Genomic DNA, 19190 nt, shown 5'->3' on the forward strand with positions numbered 1-19190 from the left:
TGGCGCTCGGTTCCCCATGGACCACTAACAATCTTTCGTCAGACAAAGTCGCCCACGTAATCTTACGCCGCGTCGCTGCCGACTTCGTCGTCGTCGCCGCCGTCGTCGTCACTGTCGCCGTCGGCGGCGGACAGCCGTTCGCCCTGGTAGTCGCCGTCGTACCGGCCGTCGTGTTCGGCGGTGGAGAGCACGAACTGGGCGACGCGGGCGCCCCGCTCCAGTTCGAGGGCGTGGCCGACCTGCAGCAGCCCTTCGCCGCGGCCCTCGTAGCCGGCGTCCCAGACGGCCGTGTTCAGCATGCAGGAGTTCCGCAGCAGCGACGACCGCGGGTAGACGAAGCCGACGTGGCCGTCCGGGACGCGGAGCGTCTCGCCGTACTGGACGACGTACGCGCCGGGGTCGAGGCGGTACTCGCCGGCGCCGTCGCCGTCGCCGTTCACGGGGCGGAGTTCGCGGCGGTCGCCGACGCGCTTGTCGCCGCGTTCGATGCGTCCCGGGGCGGTCTGTTCGTACACCGCGTCGACGGTGAGGTCGACGCCGTTCGGCTGGACCTGCCCCTCCCGCAGCGGTTCGACGTGGTCGGCGACGAACGCGCCGGATTCGTACATACCGGTGGCTGTGCGAGTCGGGACAAAAACGGCGCGATTGCCGACCCGGTTCCGCGTCGCCGGCGGAATCAACGAAACCACAACTCACACCCGAGTGAAAACAAAATTCGCCGCAAGAATGACCGCACGGGCCGTATTCCTCACGAACGACAGTGGGATGACTCGCCGGATTTATATCTCCGCGAGGTCGAAGTCCGGACGATATGGGAGAGACGATTACGGAGAAAATCCTCAGCGACCACCTCGTTGAGGGCGAACTCACGCCCGGTGAGGAGATCGGAATCGAAATCGACCAGGTGCTCACCCAGGACACCACGGGCACCATGGTCTGGCTCCAGTTCGAGGCGCTCGACCTCGACGAAGTGCAGACCGAACTCGCGGCGCAGTACTGCGACCACCAGACGTACCAGTTCGACTTCAAGAACACGGACGACCACCGCTTCCTCCGGTCGGCCGCAGGGACGTACGGCGCGTACTTCTCCCGGCCCGGCAACGGCATCTGCCACCAGGTCCACAAGGAGAACTTCGCGGCGCCCGGCAAGACGCTGCTCGGCTCCGACAGCCACACGCCGACGCCCGGCGGCCTCGGCCAGCTCGCCATCGGCGCCGGCGGCCTCGACATCGCCGTCGCGATGGGCGGCGGCCCCTACTACGTCGAGATGCCGGAGATCGTCAACGTCGAACTGACCGGCGAACTCCCCGAGTGGGCGACCGCGAAGGACGTCGCGCTCCACCTGCTCGGCGAACTGAGCGTCAAGGGCGGCGTCGGCAAGGTGCTCGAATACACCGGCCCCGGCGTCGAGACGCTCACCATCCCGGAACGCACCACCATCACGAACCTCGGGACGGAGCTGGGGGCGACCTCCTCCATCTTCGGCACCGACGAGAAGACGAAAGACTGGCTCGCGCGGCAGGACCGCGAAGAGGAGTACGTCGACCTCTCGCCGGACGAGGACGCCGAGTATGCCGAGACCATCGAGGTCGACCTGTCCTCGCTCGAACCGCTCATCGCGAAGCCGTCGATGCCGGACAACGTCGTCCCGGTCCGCGAAGTCGCCGGCGAGGACGTCGAGCAGGTCATCATCGGCTCCTGTACGAACGGCGCCTACGAGGACATCCTCCCCGGCGCGAAGATGCTGAAGGGCCGCGAGGTCGCGAAGAAGACCGAGATGATCGTCGCGCCCGGCTCCAAGCAGGCGTCCGAGATGCTCGCCCGCGAGGGCTGGACGGCCGAGATGATGGCCGCCGGCGTCAACTTCTCCGAGGCGACGTGCGGTGCCTGTATCGGCATCGGCCACGTCCCGGCGTCGGACTCCGTCTCGCTGCGCACCTTCAACCGGAACTTCGAGGGTCGCTCCGGCATCGAGGACGACTCCGTGTTCCTCTGCTCGCCGGAGGTCGCGACCGCGGCCGCCATCGCCGGCGAAATCGTGGACCCGCGCGACCTCGCCGACGAACTCGGCGACCTCGAGGCGCCCGGCCTCGAGATGGGGACGAAGTACAGCCCCGGCATGGGCCAGGACGACCCGGACATCATCAGCCCCGACGAGGCCGTCGACGACGGACTCGTCAAGGGCCCGAACATCGGCGACGTCCCGCTGAAGGACGAGCTGGCGTCGGACATCGAGGGTGAGGCGCTCCTCAAGATGGAGGACAACATCACCACCGACCACATCATCCCGGCGACGGCTGACATCCTGAAGTTCCGCTCGAACATCGAGAAGCTCTCCGAGTTCACGCTCTCGCGCGTCGACGACACGTTCGCACAGCGCGCGCTCGACGCCGACGGCGGCTTCCTCGTCGCCGGCGAGAACTACGGGCAGGGCTCCTCGCGCGAACACGCGGCGCTGTGCCCGATGTACCTCGGCATCGAGGGCGTCCTCGCACAGAGCTTCGCGCGCATCCACAAGGCGAACCTGTTCAACTTCGGGCTCGTCCCGCTCACCATCGACGAGGAGACCTACGAGAAGATCGAGCAGGGCGACGACGTCGAAATCGTCGACGACGTCGGCGCGGGCGTCCGCTCCGGCCAGGAGGAGTTCACCATCCGCGTGAACGACGACTGGGAGGCGACCGCCCACCTCGACGCCTCCGAACGCGAGCGCGACATCCTCGCGGCCGGCGGCAAGCTCTCGTGGACGAAGGCGCAGCACGACTCCGGCTCGGGCGCGGCGCCCGCGGACGACTGAACCCCGAACCGAACGCGAACTGAACGCGGACCGACCGCGCCGCGGGCCGACCGGGGCGGCGTCGCCGCCTCTGACCGCGGCTTCGACCCGCTCGCAGCGCACCGGCACACCCGCGTCCGCGGGGCGTAGCCGGAACGACGCGGCACTTTTTCGGGCTCCCCGGACACGTCGGGGCCACCGTGTTTATGTACCGTAGCTCCGTAGCGGGGGTGTGACCACTTCACGCGGAGCCGTGGAGGGGGGCGCGCCCGGCGAGGACGGCATCGACGTCAGAGTCGTGACGCGCGCGGACCTGCTGTCCGTGTTCCGCATCGAACAGGCCGTCTTCACGCAGCCGTGGCCGTTCGCGGCGTTCGAGAACCTGCTCGACGCCGAGGGGTTCTTCGTCGCCACGGCCGACGCCGCCGCCGACGTCGGAGCGGACGGCATCGCCGCGGCGGACGTGCTCGGCTACGTCGTCGCCGACGTGCTGCGGGACCACGGCCGCGACATCGGCCACGTGAAAGACATCGCGGTGCGGCCCGGCGGGCAGGGCCACGGCGTCGGCCGCCGGCTGCTGCGCCGGGCGCTCCGGCGGCTCGCGACCGTCGGCGCCAGCGTCGTGAAACTGGAGGTCCGCGAGTCCAACCACCGCGCGCAGTCGCTGTACCGCTCGGAGGGCTTCGAGCCGGTGCGCCGCGTCAGCCAGTACTACGGCGACGGCGAGGACGCGTTCGTCATGGCCGTCGACCTCGGCGAGTGGATTCGGACCGCGAACCGGTGTGACGCCCCCGAAGACGGCTGAGCCGACGAGCGACCCGCAACTCCGGTTCTCCCCGCGGTGGACGCCCTCGCGCGGGTCGCCGCGGACGGCAGGTGTTTTGCGTCTCGGCGCCCGACGGGCGGACATGGGATACGCCTGTCCGGTGTGCGACGTGCCGCAGCGCGACGGCGAGCACCTCGCGAACCACCTCGCGTTCACGGCGATGCTTCACGGCGACGAACACGAGGCGTGGCTCGACGACACCGTCGCGGACTGGGGCGACCGGACGCCCGCCGACCTCGCCGCCGACGTCACCGAGCACGCCGAAGAGACCGAGTACGACGAGGTGTTCGAGGACACCGCACACGACCACGGCCACGGCGACGCCGGCCACGACCACGGCGACGGGCCGGCGCAGGGCCGCCCTGACGTCGGGGCTGGCCGCGGTCCGGCCGGCGGCGGTGCCGGTGCGGGTGCCGGCGCCGGCGGCTTCGAGGGGATGGCCGAGGGCGTCGTCGACGACGCCGTCGAGTCCGTGCTGCAGGACGCACAGGAACTCACCGAGGAGATGTACGGCATGAACCCCGGGGAGGACAGCGGCGGCGGCGCGGCCGGCGGCGACAACGACGTTGCTGCCGGCGACGCGGCAGACGACGCGGCCGGCGACGCGGACGAAGGAAACGACTCTTGACGCCGGCGGGCCGAGCCACGCATATGGAAACCGAGGGGACGCTGGCGCCGGAGTCGCCCGAGGCCGCCCGCGACGAGTACGACGCGCTGGTGCCGACCGCGAAGGTCGCGGTCCGGGAGACGGCGAAGGCGATGGAGTTCGACCGCGACGAGTACAGCGAGCGCGTCACCGGCGACGTCGTCGAGACGGTGCGGGACGCGCTGTTCGCGTCGCTGCTCCGCGTCCACGTCGGCAGCCGCGAGGAGTTCGACGACTGGCTCGACGACCACCCGTCGTACGACGCCGACGTCATCGGCAGCGGGAACGTCGGCCGCGTCGTCTGGCACCCCGTCCCGTTCGCCGACGTCGTCGTCGCGGCGACGTGGGAGAACGAGCGCGAAGCCGCGCTCGGCACGCTCCGCCGGCACGCCTTCGGCGACGTGTACCGCGAACACCTCGACGGCGACGAGGACAGCGGCGGCGAGGACAGCGGCGGCGAGGACAGCGGCGGCGACGACAAGCCAGCAGCCGACGGGCCGGCGGACGACGACGTTGCGTCGGACGCCGAGCCGGACGACGCGGCGGACGACGGCGAGCCGTAACCGGTTTGCGCAGGTAGCCGGTACGTGACGGTATGCGACGCGTCACTCGCTCGTTCCTCCTCCTTCTCGCCGCCGTCGTGGTGCTGCTGCTCGCGCTCGGCGCCGTGCCGTCGTATCTCGGCTCGGGGGACCCGTACTACCTCACCGCCGAGCCGGCGGCGGACGGGCCGGCGCTGAACGTCACGGACTTCTCCGAGCGCCGGTACCCGTACCTGTTCGAGGCGCTGGAGAGCGACGACGGCAGGTCGTCGGCGTACCGGTCGGCGCTCGGCGGCCGGAAGGACTGGTTCGCGAACTCGCCGTTCGACGAGGTCGGGTCGCTCCGGTCGTTCGCGCCGGCGAACGCCACCGCCGGCGACGCCGTGTTCGTCCGGTACGAGGGCGAGCGCTACCGAGTTGAGGTGGTGCAGCCGTGAGCCGCGACGGTGACGGTGACCGCGACGACGCCGACCGCGACGGCGACGACGTGGACCGCGGCGGCAACGACGCTGACCGCGGCAGCAACGCGGACCGCGAGGGCGACGTTGCCGGCGACGGCTGGACCTCCGACGAGCCGGCGTTCGACGACGGGCGGCGGCACGACTGGCCGGGCGCGCCGGAGTGGCCGGTCGTGGAGTCCGCCGTCGAGTACGAGACCGGCTGGTTCACCGGCGGCTACGACCTCGTCGAGCAGCCGGACGGGTCGACGAAGCGGTACTACTGGGCGGAGCTGCCGACCGCGGTGGTCGTCGTCGCGCGCGCCGAGGACCGGCTGCTGTTCGTCGAGCAGTACCGGCCGACCATCCGCGAGACGCACCTCGAACTGCCGGCCGGCATCGTCGAGGCCGGCGAGTCGTTCACGGCGGCGGCGCGCCGCGAACTCCGCGAGGAGACCGGGTTCGACGCCGGCAGCACCGCGCTGCTCCAGGAGGTGCAGTGTGCGACCGGCGTGCTGCGGCACCGCCGCGCGTTCGTGTTCGCCGAGGACCTCACGCCGACCGAGCAGGACCTCGACGCGAACGAGTACCTGACGCCGCGCAGCGTCCCGGTCGACGAGGCCGCCGCGGTCGCCCGCGAACGGCCGACGAACGACGCGACCGTCGAGGGCGTCCTGCTCGCCGCCGAAGAGGGGCTGCTGTAGCGACCCGGCGCCGCCGCGGCCGCCGGAGGTATCGAACGCCGGCGCGGCGACGCGCTTTTCCGCGCCCGCCGGATTCGTTCGGCCATGGACGGCGAAATCGCTCCCGCGGACGTGCAGTCGCTGCTCGACGAACGAGGGAACGGCGGCGGTGCGGGCGACGACCGCGACGACAGCAACGGCGACGGCGACGCGGCCCTCGACGTGCGCGTCGTCGACATCCGGCAGCCGGCGGCGTTCCGCCGCGGCCACATCCCGGGGTCGGAGAACGTCCCGTTCCCGGAGCTCGCAGACCGCGTCGAGGCGCTCGCGGGCGCCGACCGCATCGTCACGGTGTGTCCGCACGGCAAGTCCAGCGTGCAGGCCGCGCGGCTCATCCAGTCGTACGAGGGGACCGCAGACGCCACCGTCGAGAGCATGGCGGGCGGACTCACCGAGTGGGACGGCGAACTGACGACCGGCGCCGCGGACGACGGCCGAGAACGGGTCGCCGGCGAAGCCGACGAAGGCCCGCAGTCACCGTTCTGAGCCGGCCGGCGCCGCTACTTCTCCCGCCGTTTCGCGTTCGCCGCGCCGACGAGCCCGCAGAGCAGCAGCGCCAGCGCTCCGGCGACCGCGCCGAACCCGGGTGTCCGCGTCGACGTGGCGGCCGTCGGCTCCTGCACCGTCACGGTCGTCGAGCGGTTCCCGACGGCGACGCGGTGCGTCCCGGGCTCGTCGAACGCGACGACGACCCGGAGCGTCACGGAGCCGTTCGGCGCGACCGCGACGGACTCGGTGCGGAGGCGGTCGCCGTCGACCGTCACCGGGAGGTGGCCGACCGCCGGCACCGGCGCGTCGTTCGCGACGGTCGCCGTCACCGCCACGGCCCCGCCCGGGCGGACCGTCGACCGGTTCGCCGTCACCGACGCGACCGTCGGCGTCGCCGGCTCGCGCACGCGGACGACGTAGCTGCGGCCGCGGAGTTCGACGCGGTACTGGCCGGGCTCGTCGAAGCGGTGCGACAGCGTCACTGTCGTCGCGGTCTCCGGCTGAATCTCGCCGTCGGTGACGTCGACGGTGCGGTTGTCGACCGCGAGCGCGACGCGGTACTCGCCGGCAGCGCCGCCGTCGTTCACGACCTCGACGGGGAGCCGCAGCGTCTCGCCGGCGGCCAGCAGGAACGGCGGCCGCACCGTCTCGTTCCGGGCGACGCCGCTCACCCGGCCGACCTCGGGGAGCGTGTAGCCGACGCGGGCGGGGAGCGCGCCGAAGGCGGCCTCGTGTTCGGCCTGCGTCCACATCTCCGGCGCCGCCGTCGTCGTCGTGAACCGGTCTGCGGCCGCCGCGACCGAGTCGTTGCCGGCGGCGGCGACGGCGGCCAGGAACGCCGACTGGGTCACCGCGTCGTCGCGGCCGTTCAGCGCCGAGAACACCGACCCGAACGAGTGGCTCCGGTCGCTCGCGAGCCGAATCCGCCGGTCGAGCACGCCGACGACCAGCCCGCCTTTCAGGTACTGCGCGCCCGACACCCACGTCTCCGGGTCGGCGAGTACGACGCCGCTGTACGGCTGTCTGCTCCCGCGTTCGAGGTTCGCCGCGAACCGCTCGAAGTCGATGCGGTCCTGCCGGAGCGTCAGCAGCGCCGCGTAGTAGTCGGCGCTGCCCTCCACGACCCACTTCGTCCGGTTCGTCGTCGCGAACGACTGGCGGGTGTGGACGTACTCGTGCAGCCACGGATTGTCGGCGGTCGACAGCCGCTCGTCCGCGCGGACCCACGCGTCCGCCTCCCCGACCTGCAGCCCTCTGACCGCCCAGTCGACGCTCGTCGGCGCCGCAATCATCGTCACGACGGGGTCGCGGTCGCCGACGCGGAGCGCCGCCGACGCCGACGCCAGCGACGCCAGCACGTCGTCGGGCTGCTCGCGCAGGTCGGCGGCCGCCGGCACGACGAGCCGGAACGTCTGGCCGGACGCGGTGCGCTCGACGACGCGGTGCTCGCCGAGGAACGCCAACCGGGTGCCGACGACGCCGGCGCCGTCGACGACGGTCCGCCGCTCCAGCCCGACTGTCGCGCCGGTGTAGCGCCACTGCGCCGCCGGCCACGGAATCGACACGATGGCCCACGGCCCGGCGTCGGCCAGCAGGTACTGCTGGGTCGCAGCAGCCGCGCTCGGTGCGGCCTGCCCGGGAGTCGCGGTCCGTCCGGGAGTCGCGGCGGCGTCGAACCGGCCGGACGCCGAGGTTCGGTTCGCCGGGAGCCGGTAGGTCAGCGTCGGCGTCGCGGTTCGGCCGTCCCACTCGTACCGGGCGCCGCCGACGCGGTCGAACCCCTGTGACGACACCACCGTCGCGGCGGCGTCGATCGTCGTCGTCAGCGACGTCACCCGGTCCGGCGGCGCGAAGCGGAGCCGAACCGTGATTTCGCCGGGGCGCTCCGGCGTCAGCGACAGCGACGTCTCCAGTCGGATGTCGCTGCCGGCGGTCTGCGTCGCCGCGGCGGTGCCGGCGTGCTGCGTGGTCGACGTCGCTGCGGCCGCTGTGGCTGCGGTGGCCGATACGGCCGTCTCACCCGGCTGCGGTGCCGCGGCGGTGTCGGCTGCGGACGGCGCGGACGCGCCCGCGGCGGCGACGAGAACGAGCAGGACCAACGCGGCGCGGAGCCGGCGACTCATCTGGTTCCGGCGTTCGGCCGTCCGACGCAAAGGCGTTGTCACCGCGGCGCCCGCGTCGACGCGCTCGGCGCCGTCCACGGCGGCAGCCGAGTCGACACCGACTCAGCGTGCCCGAGCGAATCCGTCGGGAGCGGTGCGGAGCCGGCAGGAGCAGTGGGTCGAAGCCGGAGATTCCCGTTCTCCGTGCGTCTCCGGGAAGAATTCCGGCTTCATGCCGATTCCGGCCGACGCACGAATCGCATGTGGAATCTCGGCCCCGAAGCTGACAGACCCGAGTGGAAGGTCGTCGAAACGCCGTTCGACGCCGGACTGACGCAGGTCGTCGCGACCCAGGAAGGTCCGTACGCCGTCGGCGAGAGCGGCGTCATCGTCGCGAACCGCGGCGACGGCTGGGAGGTCATCATCGAGGACGGCCCGAACGCGCGGCAGAACGCGCTGAACGGCATCTCCGTCACCGACGACGGGAAGCGGCTGTGGTTCCTCGGCTCCTCCGGCGCCATCGGGATGTACGACGTCGTCCAGCAGCGGAAGTACGACTACTCCTACCCGAACGAGATGACGTCGACGTGGGAGGGCATCACCGTCTCCGGGGAGGCCGGCAGCGAGAAGCTGCTCGCCGCGAACGGCTCCGGCGAGGTGCTGCCGTTCTACATCGACGGCTACGACGTCGACTGGGGAATCGTCCGGAAGCCGGCGCAGAAGGCGTCGAAGATCGCGGCGCTCGCGTCGACGCCCGACGGCTACGGCTACTGCATCGACACCTCCGGGAACGCGTTCAAGACGACGCGAGAGGAGGGGTGGAACGACATCGGCGTCGTCAACGCCCAGGTGAAGTTCTACGACATCTACGCCGGCTCCGAACACAAGGTGTACATCGCCGCCGGCGACGGCCGCGTCTACCGGTACGACGACTCCTACCACGACTGGACGCCGCTCGGCGTCGGCGAGCGGTCGCTGCGCTCCATCGACATCTACCGCGGCGACGACGGCACCGAGCAGATGGTGGTCGTCGGCAACAGCGGCGACATCTACCAGCGCAGCGGGAAGGAGCGCTGGGAGAAACTCCACTCGCCGACCAGCAAGGACCTGTTCAGCCTCGCGCTCGGCGACCCGGACGTCGCCGTCGGCAGTGGCGGCGTCGTCATCCAGCGCCCCCGCGGCGAAACCCGGCAGTCCGGGAAGAGCCCGGACGGCGACAACTACGACGGCACCGGCGAAGCGTTCGACGGCGACGACAACGACCCCGGCGAGAACACCTCCTCGGACGGCTCTACCGGCGGCACGTCGGGCGGTTCGACGGACGGCACGTCGGGCGGCTCGACCGGTGACTCCACCGACTCGACGTCGGACGGCTCCACGAGCGACACGCAGAACTGAGTCCCGGCCGCGTCGCTCGCGTCGAGCGAAACCGAACTCGCCGCGCGCTCTTTTCGGCGGTCGTCGAGGACGGCGACGGGAACAGCGTCGAGGCGAACCGCGACAGCAACGACGACAGCAACGACGACAGCAACGGCAACAGCGACCGCGACAGCGACGACGATTCACTCGCTATCGGTCGGGCCTGCGCTGAGAAGCCGCGTCGCCGCCGCGGCAGCGGTCACTCCGCGTCGGTCACGCGCTCGACCGCGTCGGCGCCGCACTCCGGGCACGAGTCGTGGTCGGCGTGGAACCGCTCGCCGCAGTCCCGACACCGGTAGTCCGCGCGTTCCGCCGCCGCCTCCTCGGCGGTCCGCTTGAACTGTTCGACCTGCCGACCGACCCGCTTGAAGAGACCCATCAGTCGCGTGAACAGAGGCGGACCCGAAATATAAGGGTTGGCCGCGGCGCGCTCGCCGCCGACCCGGGCAGCGCCGCTTCGGGCAGCGGCGATTCAGGCAGCGACGACTCAGGCGTCGCCGGAGCCGTCGCCGGAGCCGTCGCCCGAGCCGTCCGCTGACTGCTCGGAGACGCGTTCGACGATTCGGCCGCCGCTGCCGACCGCGACGCTCGGGAAGGAGTCGCCGCCGGCGACGCAGCCGTAGACCGTCTTGCTCTTCCGCCAGTCGGCGCCGACCCAGTCGCCGCCGGCGTCGCGGACGACGATGTGGCCGCCGCTGCCGACCGCCAGCGAGAAGCCGTCGCGGACGTCGACGTCGTGGACCGAGAAGTTCCCGAGGTCGTACGGCGTCCACTCGTCGCCGCCGTCGACCGTCTCGAACGCCCGGCCGTTGCCGCCGGCGGTGAGGAACCGGTCGCCGTCGACGGCGGCCGCGTACAGCGACACGCTCGCGTCCGCGACGCCGACGTGCTGCCACCCCCGGTCGGCGGTCGTCTCGAAGACGTTCGCGTTCGCGTCGACGCCGTAGCCGTAGCCGGCGTCGTCGGCGTCGAGGTCCTCGAAGGCGGTGTCGCCGTTCGGCCGCATCTCGAACTCCCAGTCGACGCCGTCGTCGGTGACGTAGCCCGGCAGGACGTTCCCGGAGTTGTCGGCGACGAGCAGCTTCTCCTCGCCGCGCGCGCCGGACACCGTGACGGCGTTCAGCGTCCCGGTGATTCCCTTCGGCTCCGAGTGGTCCTCGCGCGACTCCGTCGGGATGTCGTACGAGCCGAGCGCGCCGGAGTTCCCGGCGACCCAGAGCCGCTTCCCGTCGTCGGTGACGGCGACCGAGTGCAGCGCCGCGCCGCGGGCGGCCGGCCCGTTCTCGACGACGACGCCCCAGGTGCCGTCGTCGGCGCGCCCCACGACGACGCCCTTCTTCCCGACGGCGACCGGCCCGTTCACGGTCGCGGCGGCGTCGAACAGCGTCGTCGACACCGGCGAGTCGACCTGCCGCCACTGGCCGGGGTCGGTGCTCGATTCGAAACTCCAGTCGGGGTCGGACATGCCAGCGGCTACGCCCGGCGCGCCCTTGATGCGGACAGATTAGGCGGCGCTCGGACGGCGCTCGGGCGACTCTGGGCGGCGTCCGACGGACGCGCGGCTCGCGGCTCCGGGTGGCGGCGCGCGAAAAAGACCGTGGCTCGACGGCGGGTCAGGTACGGGTGGTGGTCACGCGACGTTGAATCCCTTCTCGCGGAGGAAGTCCTCGACGCGGCCCGTGTGGTTCCCCTGCAGTTCGATCGAGCCGTCCTCGACCGTGCCGCCGCAGGCGAACTTGGATTTCAGGTCGCTCGAGAGCGAATCCATGTCTACGTCCTTCGGGTCGAACCCGTCGATCACCGTTACCTCTTTGCCGTACCTTCGCTCGTCGATGCGGATCGTGATCTCCTGGGACTCCTTGGCGACGTCCTCGCAGACGCAGAGTTCCTCAGGCAACCCGCACGTCGAGCATACCTCAGACATTTCCACTACAAAATACAGGACGGCTGTATTAAACAGTGTCGGGTACTGTCATCCCCGGCGGAATCCGGCCGCAGTCCCGCGGTTTCCCGCGTCGCCGCGGCGGAAACGGGCGTGTCAGAACCGGCGCAGAACCGGGGCGTGCTCGCGGACGAGCCGGTCCGTGGCGTCGACAGCCGTGGCCGCCTCGTCAGCCGTGACGCCGCCGCCGTACGTGGCGCGTTCGTACGCCGAGCCGACGGTTCTGGCGGTGTCGCCGAACGCGTCGCGGGCGAGCGCGTCGACGTACTGCCGGGGCGTCTCGCCGGTCTGCCGCGGCCGGTAGGCGACGGCGCCGAGGTACTCCAGTCTGCGGTACGCCCGCTCGGCGTCGGCCGCGGGCTCGCCCGGTGACTGGTGGAGCAGCCAGACCGCCCGGTACGCCCGGCCGGTCAGCCCGAAGCGGCGCGCGCCGGCGACGACGCCGACGACGAGCGCGCCGATGAGCACCGCGTCCCCCCGGGTCGGCTGCCAGCCGCCGTCGTCGCCGGCCGCCGCGCCGCCGCCGGTCGTCGGCCGGCCGAGGCTCCCGGTGATGCCGCCCGGGCCGGCCGGCGTGATGCCGAGGCCGCCGGCGCCGCTCGGGAACGGCGTCACGCCGATGTTGCCGGCGGCCGCCGTCCCGTTGTCGCTCCCCGGCTCCGGCGTCGGCGTCGGCGTGCTGTACGTCCCGTCTTCGGAGCCCGCGGCGTCGACGCCGGACTCGCCGCTGGCGCGCGCCTCCTCGACGGACTCCTGCTCTGCGGACTCGCGCGGCCCGCCCGGCGTCGGGTCGAACCGGACCCAGCCGTGCTCCGGGAAGTACACCTCGACCCACGCGTGCGAGTCGAGGCCGCGGACCACCCACTCGTCTTCGGCGACGCGCTGGCCCGGCGTGTAGCCGGTGACGAACCGCGCCGGGATGCCCTGCGTCCGCAGCATCACGGCCATCGTCGTCGCGTAGTAGACGCAGTAGCCCGACTCCATCTCGAAGAGGAACCGGTCGGCGACGCTCCCCCGCGGCGCCGGCACGTCCAGCGAGTACGACTTCGTCGACTCCAGGTACCGCTCGACGGCGACGGCGGCGTCGTACGGCGTCGTCGCGTTCGCCTCGTCGAGTATCCGCGCGGTGCGGTTCGCGACGCGGTCCGGAGTGCTTTCCGGCAGGCCGGTGTACCGCTGCTGGACCGACGACGGGTAGTCGACGCCGGCGCGACGGAGTTCGGCGGGCGTCGCCGTCGGCGTCTCGCTGACCACGGTGTACGTGTCGTTGACGAGCAGCGCCGTCCCCGGCTTCAGCCCGTCGAGGTCCGTCACCTGCATCGTGTCCACCGGCGCGTTCCGGACGGAGACGGGCTTCCACGCCGCCGGCATCGCGTTCAGTTTCGCCTTCGCCGTCACCTCCTGGACCAGGCGCTCGGTCTCGCCGGGCGGCGACGCCAGGTCGCCGCTGTACCGCGTCGTCCCGCCGGTCCGCACCCAGCCGCCGCCGGTGTACCGGTCGTACGCGCCGACGCGCCAGTACGCCGACCGGTCGGCCTCGACGACGAACCGGACCTCCGGCGACAGCCGGATGCTGCCGAGCACGCCGACCCGGTCGCTGTTCGTGACGAGACTCGACTCCACCGTCGGCGACTGCCCGCCCGGAAGCACCGGGTTGGCGCCGCTGCCCGGGACGACCGTCACCGCCGACGTGACGACGACCATCGCGGCGACGACGACGGCGAGCGTGTCCCACTGCGCCGACACGCCGCGCCAGCCGGCCGTGTCGAGGCCGGCGAACCCGGCGGTGAGCGTCGCGCCGACGGCGGCGGCGAGGATGGCGCCGACGCCGGCGTCGCCGGTCAGCGCGAAAAAGCCGGTCGTCGCGGCCGCCACGGTCGCCGCGGAGACGTACCGGCGCCGCACCGTCAGCGCCGCCGCGAGGAACGTCGGCACCGGCGCGAGGAACAGCGCCCACGCGCCGACGTTCAGTAGCCGCAGCACCGACAGCCCGGTGAGCAGCGCCCGGAGGTCCGCGAGCACCCGGGCCGCCGTGAACAGCGCCCGCGCCGACTCCGGCACCGAGAAGAAGTAGCCGGTGAGACCGACCGCGAGCCCGGCGGCCGCGAGCGCCGCCGCGGTCCGCGGCCGCAGCGTCCGGCCGAGCCACACCGCCGCCAGCGTCGCCAGCGCCAGCTCCATCGCGAGCACGCCGCTGCCGCCGACGACGTCGGTGACGTGGAAGAACACCGACCAGAACGACGCGACGACCAGCGCGACGCCGGCGGCCGGCGGCCGCACCAGCGCCCGGTAGGACGCCCGTCCGTGGCCGTCGCTTCCGCGGCCGCGGTCCGACCGGGTCGCCGCCGCGGTCGCGTCCTTCGCGATCGACGTCAGCCCCTCGGTGCCGCCGCTCATCCCGACACCTCCGTCCCCGCCGAGTCTGCCGGGGCGACCGGGCCGACGCGGCGGGTCACGCCGCCACCTCCGCGTCGTCGCTGTCCGCGGCGGCCGCTCCGTCGGCCGCGTCGGCGGGGCGGGAGACGCCGTACGTCGGCGGGTGCGCCGCGGTGAGGTCCGCGAAGTCGGTGTCGCCGTCGCCGACGTCGACGCGGACGCGGTCGCGTTCGCCGTACACCGTGATGTCCGCGTCGGCGTCGGCGAGCCGTCCGGCGCCGGCGACCGCGAGCCGTTCGAGCAGCCGCACCTGCGTGCCGCGCTCGGCGCCGACCCGCAGGTCGCCGTCGGGCAGCGCCACCTCCACCGGGACGCCGTCGGCGACGAGCGCGAGCGCGAGGCTCGCGACCGCCTCCGCCATGCCGTCGGCGGCGCCCGGCTCGGCGGCGGCGCCGGCGGCGATGGACACCGCCTCCGTCTCCGCCTCCGCGGCGAACTCCTTCACGATGAGTTCCTGCCGCTTCGCCGTCGACTTCCAGTGGACGTCCCGGAGCGAGTCGCCGCGGGCGTACTCGCGGAGCCGGTCGAACTCGCGGCGCTCCTCGTGGACGCCGGTCTCGTGGAGCGCGCGGAGGTCGCGGCGCGCCCAGCCGGCGATGGCGTGGACGCGCGGATACACCAGCACCGTCGCGGTTTCGGCGGTGGACAGCTCCGTCTCCGCCAGCCCGAGGACGTCGCGGGCGGTGACGGTCGCCGGGCCGAGCGTGTGCCGGCCGCGCGACTCGTAGGTCACGTCGTACTCGACGGGGACGGCGCCGACGACGGTGTCGACCCGGGTCTCCGCCGGGTCCGCGTCGACGCCGTCGCCGACGCGCTCGCGGACCGCGCCGCTGAACGGCCGCCGCAGGCCGTGCTCCTCGTCCGGCCGCGGCCCGCCGCGGTCGCCGAAGAACAGCCTGACGCGGTGGCTGCGGCCGACGTGGTCGTCCGGCGGCACGTCGCGTGCGGCGCGCGGCGCCTCCGCGCGGCGAAGCTGGACGTAGGCGGCGCCGAGCGCGATACCGCCCGGGATGACGGCGGCGTTCAGTCCGCGCGGCCCGAACAGCGCCGCCGACCCGACGGCGACCGCGACGGCGACGACGACGGCCTTCCCCCGTCTGGTCAGCCGCATCCGCCTACTCCACCGGCACCGCGTCGAGCGCGTCCTCCACGACGTCGTGGCCGGATTCGCTGCCGGTGCGCGGCCGGACGCGGTGGGCGAACACGGTCGGCGCCTCGGTCTGCACGTCGTCCGGGACGACGTAGTCGCGGCCGTCCAGCACGGCGCGGGCCTGCGACGACCGGACGAGCGCGATGCTGCCGCGGGGGCTGACGCCGAGCTGGGCGTTCTCGCGGGTGTACGTCGCCAGCGCGGTGACGTACTCGCGGACCGGCTGTGACACGTCGACGTCGCCGACGGTCGCCTGCGCCCGCCGCAGCTCCTCGGTGGACGCGACCGGCTCCAGCGACTCGATAGGGTGGGTGCCGGCGGTGCGCTCCAGCATCGCCGCCTCCTCGTCCGCGTCGGGGTAGCCGAGCCGGAGCTTCTTCATGAACCGGTCGATTTCGGCCATCGGAAGCTCGTAGGTCCGCCCCGGCTCGACGTCGTTCTGGGTCGCGATGACGGTGAACGGCGCCGGCAGCTCCCGGGTGACGCCGTCGACGGTCACCTGCTGTTCCTCCATCGCTTCGAGCAGCGCCGACTGCGTCTTCGGCGGCGCGCGGTTGATTTCGTCGCCGAGCACGATGTTCGCGAACACGGGGCCGGGCTGGAAGTCGAACTCGCCGGTCTGCTGATTGAAGACGTTCACGCCGGTGACGTCCGAGGGCAGCAGGTCCGGCGTGAACTGGACGCGCCGGAACTCGCAGTCCACGGACTCGGCCAGCGCGCGGGCGAGCATCGTCTTCCCGACGCCCGGGACGTCCTCCAAGAGGAGGTGGCCGCGGGCGAGCACCGTGACGAGGACGTGCTCGACGGCGTCGTCGTTGCCGACGATGACGCGGCCGACGTTGTCGGCGACCCGGTCGGTGAGCGCGGCGGCCTCCGTGACCGGCAGCGTCGCTCGGTCGTCGAACTCGGTGTCGGCGTCGGCGTCGCTCATCGGTGACTGACGGGGGACACCCGGACGAATGTTTTCTGGGTGTGATTCACAGACACCGAAACGGCCCGGACCAACCTAACTCTGCCGCCTGTGGACACCTGACACGCCCGCGGAAGGAACACCGCGACGCCACGGGCCGACCGGGATTCGGCCGCGGGAGCGCTCCGGAGCCTCCCGGAGCACTCTGGAGTGTTCCCCATGATTTCGAGTGGAGCGCCCGGGAACCAGGCGTCGCCGCTCGGCGCGCGCCGTTCGCTGTTCGCCGCGTCCGCCGAGCGTCCGTCCGGCTTCACAGGCGACCCGACTGCTCGGTACGGCTCGGGAGCGCTCCCCATGGTTTCGGGTGGACAGCGGAGGCGGCGCCGCCGCGGGCCGCGTTCCGGGCCGAGCGGCGGCACAGCGGTCGGCGTCGTTGCGGGCGCCGTCAGCAGCGGCCGGCGTCGGGGACGCCGGTAATCAGGCGTGATGAGAGCGGAGACACATTTAGGTAGTTCCGTCCGAGAGAGAAATCCGACTCACATCGGGTTTCACATGTCTCAAGGAGCATACGGTCAGGGGTTCGTCGAGCGGGTGGTGGAGGCCGCAGACCGCGTCGAGGCCGAACTCGCCCCGGCGGCCCCGGCCGACGCGGTCGCAGCACGGCTCCGCGACGCGCTGTTCGGCGGCGTGCTCGGATTCGACGCTGCGGCCGTCGACACCGACGGCGCGGTCGTCCGGTTCCGCGACGACGCCGGCGACACAGCCATTGTGTTCGCCGCGGCCGGCCGCGACCAGCCGGCGACGGCCGCCGTCTCCCCGGCGTTCGAGGCGGCGAGCAGCGAGCCGTACGTCCGCTACGTCGTCGCCGGGACGCTCGACCGGCTCATCGTCTTCGAGCGCGTCGACGACGCCGCCGACGCCGACACGGAGACCGAGACGGTCCACGGCGTCACCGCCGGCGTCCACACCGACATTCCGCTCGCGGACGTCGTCGCCGCCGGCCGCCGCGGACGGCTCTCCCAGACGCTCCGCCCCGGCCAGCAGCTCGCCGTCGCGAAGCTCACGGCGCTCCGCCCCGAGGAGCTGTCCGCCGAGGAGCGCTACGACGAGTACGACACCCCCGGGAAGCACTCGGTCGCGGAGGACGACGGGCTGGACACGCTCGTCGGCACGCTCCGCGACTGCCTCACCGACGTGCTGGTGCCGGCGGTCGAAACCGCGCTCGACGACGTGTCGGGCCGCGTCGACGGCTACGAGGACCGCGCCGAGGCGCTCCGCGCCGCCGTCGACGAGGACCGCCGCGCCGCCGCCGACGACACGGCCGCCGGCGCCGCGCGGAGCCGCCTGCTCGCCCACCGCGACGCGAACAGGGACGTCCGGCTGCTCCGCGCCGCCTACGGCTCGTGGGTGCGCGGCGCGAACCGCACCGGCTACACGCCCAGCGAGAACGAACGCGCGTTCGCCCGCGTCGCCGCGTTCGCGCTGCTCGAAGACGTGTTCGTGGTGCGCGTCGCCGAGGGCATGGGGCTGCAAGACGACGTGCTCACCGGCGACGCCGTCGACCGGTTCGAGGAGTACGCCGAGTCGTTCGGCGTCGACCGCGACGTCGCGGACCTGCTCCGGGTCGCCCGGGAGTCGTTCGGCCACGTCTACGAGCGCCGCACCCCGGCGCTCGGCGACTGGGCGCTCGGCCACGACGACGTCGCGGAGGCGCTCGGCCGCGTCGTCTGGTACTGCAACCACTTCGCGTTCGATGTCGACGCCGACCGCGCCGCCACCGCCTACGGCCGGCTGCTCGGCGTCGTCGACCTCCCGGAACTCGACTACGACCCGGACGACGCCGTCCCGGCGGCGGCGCTCGACCGCGCCGGCTACACCGCGGACGCAGCCATCGACGCCGCGGACGCGGACCTGCTCGACCCGGCCGCCGGCGACGGCCGCTTCGTCCTCGAAGCCGCAGACCGGCTGCTCGCCCGGCTCGACGCGCAGGACGCCGACCCGCGCCGCCGCGTCGACGCGGTGTGCGACCGGCTCACCGCCGCGGACGACGACCCGCTGTCCGCCCGCGTCACCGAGACGCGGCTGCTGCTCCGGCTCCTCGACGACTACCAGGAGGCGCGGTGGGAGGAGTCGGGGTTCACTATCGACCCGCTCGGCGTGTACGCCGTCGACCCGCTCCGCCGCGACGACGGCCAGACGACGCTCGCCGCGCCGGCCGCCCACGCCGACGCCGAGCCGGGCCCGCTCGACCGCGAGGACTACGCGTACGTCGTCGGCCGGTTCCCGGCGACGCTCCGGCGCGACATCGCCGACGGCCCCGCCGCCGACGCGTACGCCGACTACGAAACCGCCTACTACACGTACGACACGTCGGCGCTGTACGTCGAACGCGCCGCCGACTGGCTCGGCGAGAACGGGACGCTCGCCGCCGTCGTCGCCGGCCGGTTCCGCGACACCCGGTTCGGCACGCGGCTCCGCGAACACCTCCCGCAGTGGTACCGGCTCGACGAACTCCGCGAACTCTCCGGGACCGCCGCCGGCGGCGCCCCGGTGCTGCTCGTCGCGCGCCGCTTCCGGAAGAACGAGCCGGTGGTGTCGCCCGACGAGTACGAGCCCCCGACGTACCGGTTCCGCTACGTCGCCGGCGACGGCGCCGACCCCGTCGAACTACCGTCGGCGCTGCTCGGCGGCGACCACTGGACGTTCGACGCCGACGAACTCGCGGCGCAGCTCGTCGACGAGCCGCCGGCGGAGTAGCCGACTGCGGCGGTG

General features: G+C 72.8%; 17 protein-coding genes. 9 read left to right on the forward strand and 8 right to left on the reverse strand.

Annotation, left to right across the window (positions count from 1 at the left end; genetic code table 11):
* Positions 1–62: 62 nt before the first annotated feature.
* The gene (locus ACQUS7_RS05645; protein ID WP_435145465.1) at positions 63–689 is read right to left on the reverse strand and encodes a deoxyuridine 5'-triphosphate nucleotidohydrolase; all 627 of its coding nucleotides are present in this window, start codon (positions 687–689) and stop codon (positions 63–65) included.
* A gap of 122 nt (positions 690–811) precedes the next feature.
* Between ACQUS7_RS05645 and ACQUS7_RS05650 the strand changes: the two genes are divergently transcribed.
* The 7 genes from ACQUS7_RS05650 (at position 812) to ACQUS7_RS05680 (ending at position 6456) form a co-directional block, all read left to right on the forward strand.
* Positions 812–2797: an aconitate hydratase gene (locus ACQUS7_RS05650; RefSeq protein WP_435123886.1), complete on the forward strand. Its 1986-nt coding sequence runs from the start codon at positions 812–814 to the stop codon at positions 2795–2797.
* Positions 2798–3008: 211 nt separating this feature from the next.
* Positions 3009–3581: a ribosomal protein S18-alanine N-acetyltransferase gene (rimI, locus tag ACQUS7_RS05655; RefSeq protein ID WP_435145469.1), complete on the forward strand. Its 573-nt coding sequence runs from the start codon at positions 3009–3011 to the stop codon at positions 3579–3581.
* A 103-nt stretch (positions 3582–3684) separates the two neighbouring features.
* Positions 3685–4230 carry a DUF5810 domain-containing protein gene (locus ACQUS7_RS05660; RefSeq protein ID WP_435123890.1) on the forward strand — a complete coding sequence of 182 codons (546 nt, stop codon included), beginning with the start codon at positions 3685–3687 and terminating at the stop codon, positions 4228–4230.
* Positions 4231–4253: 23 nt separating this feature from the next.
* Positions 4254–4811 carry a DUF5809 family protein gene (locus ACQUS7_RS05665; RefSeq protein WP_435145472.1) on the forward strand — a complete coding sequence of 186 codons (558 nt, stop codon included), beginning with the start codon at positions 4254–4256 and terminating at the stop codon, positions 4809–4811.
* A 32-nt stretch (positions 4812–4843) separates the two neighbouring features.
* Entirely contained in the window at positions 4844–5227 is a 384-nt protein-coding gene (locus tag ACQUS7_RS05670) for a hypothetical protein (RefSeq protein ID WP_435123893.1), read from the forward strand.
* 50 nt (positions 5228–5277) lie between these two features.
* Positions 5278–5931, forward strand: a complete 654-nt coding sequence (locus ACQUS7_RS05675; RefSeq protein WP_435126060.1) for an NUDIX hydrolase — start codon at positions 5278–5280, stop codon at positions 5929–5931.
* 84 nt (positions 5932–6015) lie between these two features.
* Positions 6016–6456 carry a rhodanese-like domain-containing protein gene (locus tag ACQUS7_RS05680; protein ID WP_435123895.1) on the forward strand — a complete coding sequence of 147 codons (441 nt, stop codon included), beginning with the start codon at positions 6016–6018 and terminating at the stop codon, positions 6454–6456.
* Positions 6457–6470: 14 nt separating this feature from the next.
* On the opposite strand, the gene ACQUS7_RS05685 is transcribed toward ACQUS7_RS05680, so the two are convergent.
* Positions 6471–8582 (reverse strand): hypothetical protein, encoded by a 2112-nt coding sequence (locus ACQUS7_RS05685; RefSeq protein WP_435145477.1) that lies wholly within the window; start codon positions 8580–8582, stop codon positions 6471–6473.
* A 240-nt stretch (positions 8583–8822) separates the two neighbouring features.
* Here ACQUS7_RS05685 and ACQUS7_RS05690 point away from each other — a divergent pair, with 240 nt between their 5' ends.
* A complete protein-coding gene (locus ACQUS7_RS05690; RefSeq protein WP_435123898.1) occupies positions 8823–9959 on the forward strand; it encodes a WD40/YVTN/BNR-like repeat-containing protein in 1137 nt (378 codons plus the stop codon).
* A gap of 220 nt (positions 9960–10179) precedes the next feature.
* On the opposite strand, the gene ACQUS7_RS05695 is transcribed toward ACQUS7_RS05690, so the two are convergent.
* From ACQUS7_RS05695 to ACQUS7_RS05720, 6 genes are all read right to left on the reverse strand, one after another.
* Complete coding sequence (locus tag ACQUS7_RS05695; RefSeq protein WP_435123900.1) at positions 10180–10359, reverse strand: hypothetical protein; 180 nt, start codon at positions 10357–10359, stop codon at positions 10180–10182.
* A 108-nt stretch (positions 10360–10467) separates the two neighbouring features.
* Complete coding sequence (locus ACQUS7_RS05700; RefSeq protein ID WP_435123902.1) at positions 10468–11445, reverse strand: hypothetical protein; 978 nt, start codon at positions 11443–11445, stop codon at positions 10468–10470.
* A gap of 165 nt (positions 11446–11610) precedes the next feature.
* Positions 11611–11904, reverse strand: a complete 294-nt coding sequence (gene yciH, locus ACQUS7_RS05705; protein ID WP_435123904.1) for a stress response translation initiation inhibitor YciH — start codon at positions 11902–11904, stop codon at positions 11611–11613.
* 114 nt (positions 11905–12018) lie between these two features.
* Complete coding sequence (locus tag ACQUS7_RS05710; RefSeq protein WP_435145482.1) at positions 12019–14319, reverse strand: transglutaminase TgpA family protein; 2301 nt, start codon at positions 14317–14319, stop codon at positions 12019–12021.
* Between the two features lie 55 nt (positions 14320–14374).
* Entirely contained in the window at positions 14375–15469 is a 1095-nt protein-coding gene (locus ACQUS7_RS05715) for a DUF58 domain-containing protein (RefSeq protein ID WP_435123908.1), read from the reverse strand.
* Positions 15470–15473: 4 nt separating this feature from the next.
* Positions 15474–16439 carry an AAA family ATPase gene (locus tag ACQUS7_RS05720; protein ID WP_435123910.1) on the reverse strand — a complete coding sequence of 322 codons (966 nt, stop codon included), beginning with the start codon at positions 16437–16439 and terminating at the stop codon, positions 15474–15476.
* A 531-nt stretch (positions 16440–16970) separates the two neighbouring features.
* Between ACQUS7_RS05720 and ACQUS7_RS05725 the strand changes: the two genes are divergently transcribed.
* Complete coding sequence (locus ACQUS7_RS05725; RefSeq protein ID WP_435145487.1) at positions 16971–19175, forward strand: hypothetical protein; 2205 nt, start codon at positions 16971–16973, stop codon at positions 19173–19175.
* The last annotated feature ends 15 nt before the right edge of the window (positions 19176–19190 follow it).

Source organism: Halobaculum sp. P14 (genome assembly GCF_051195155.1).
Classification (GTDB): Archaea; Halobacteriota; Halobacteria; order Halobacteriales; family Haloferacaceae; genus JBNTKA01.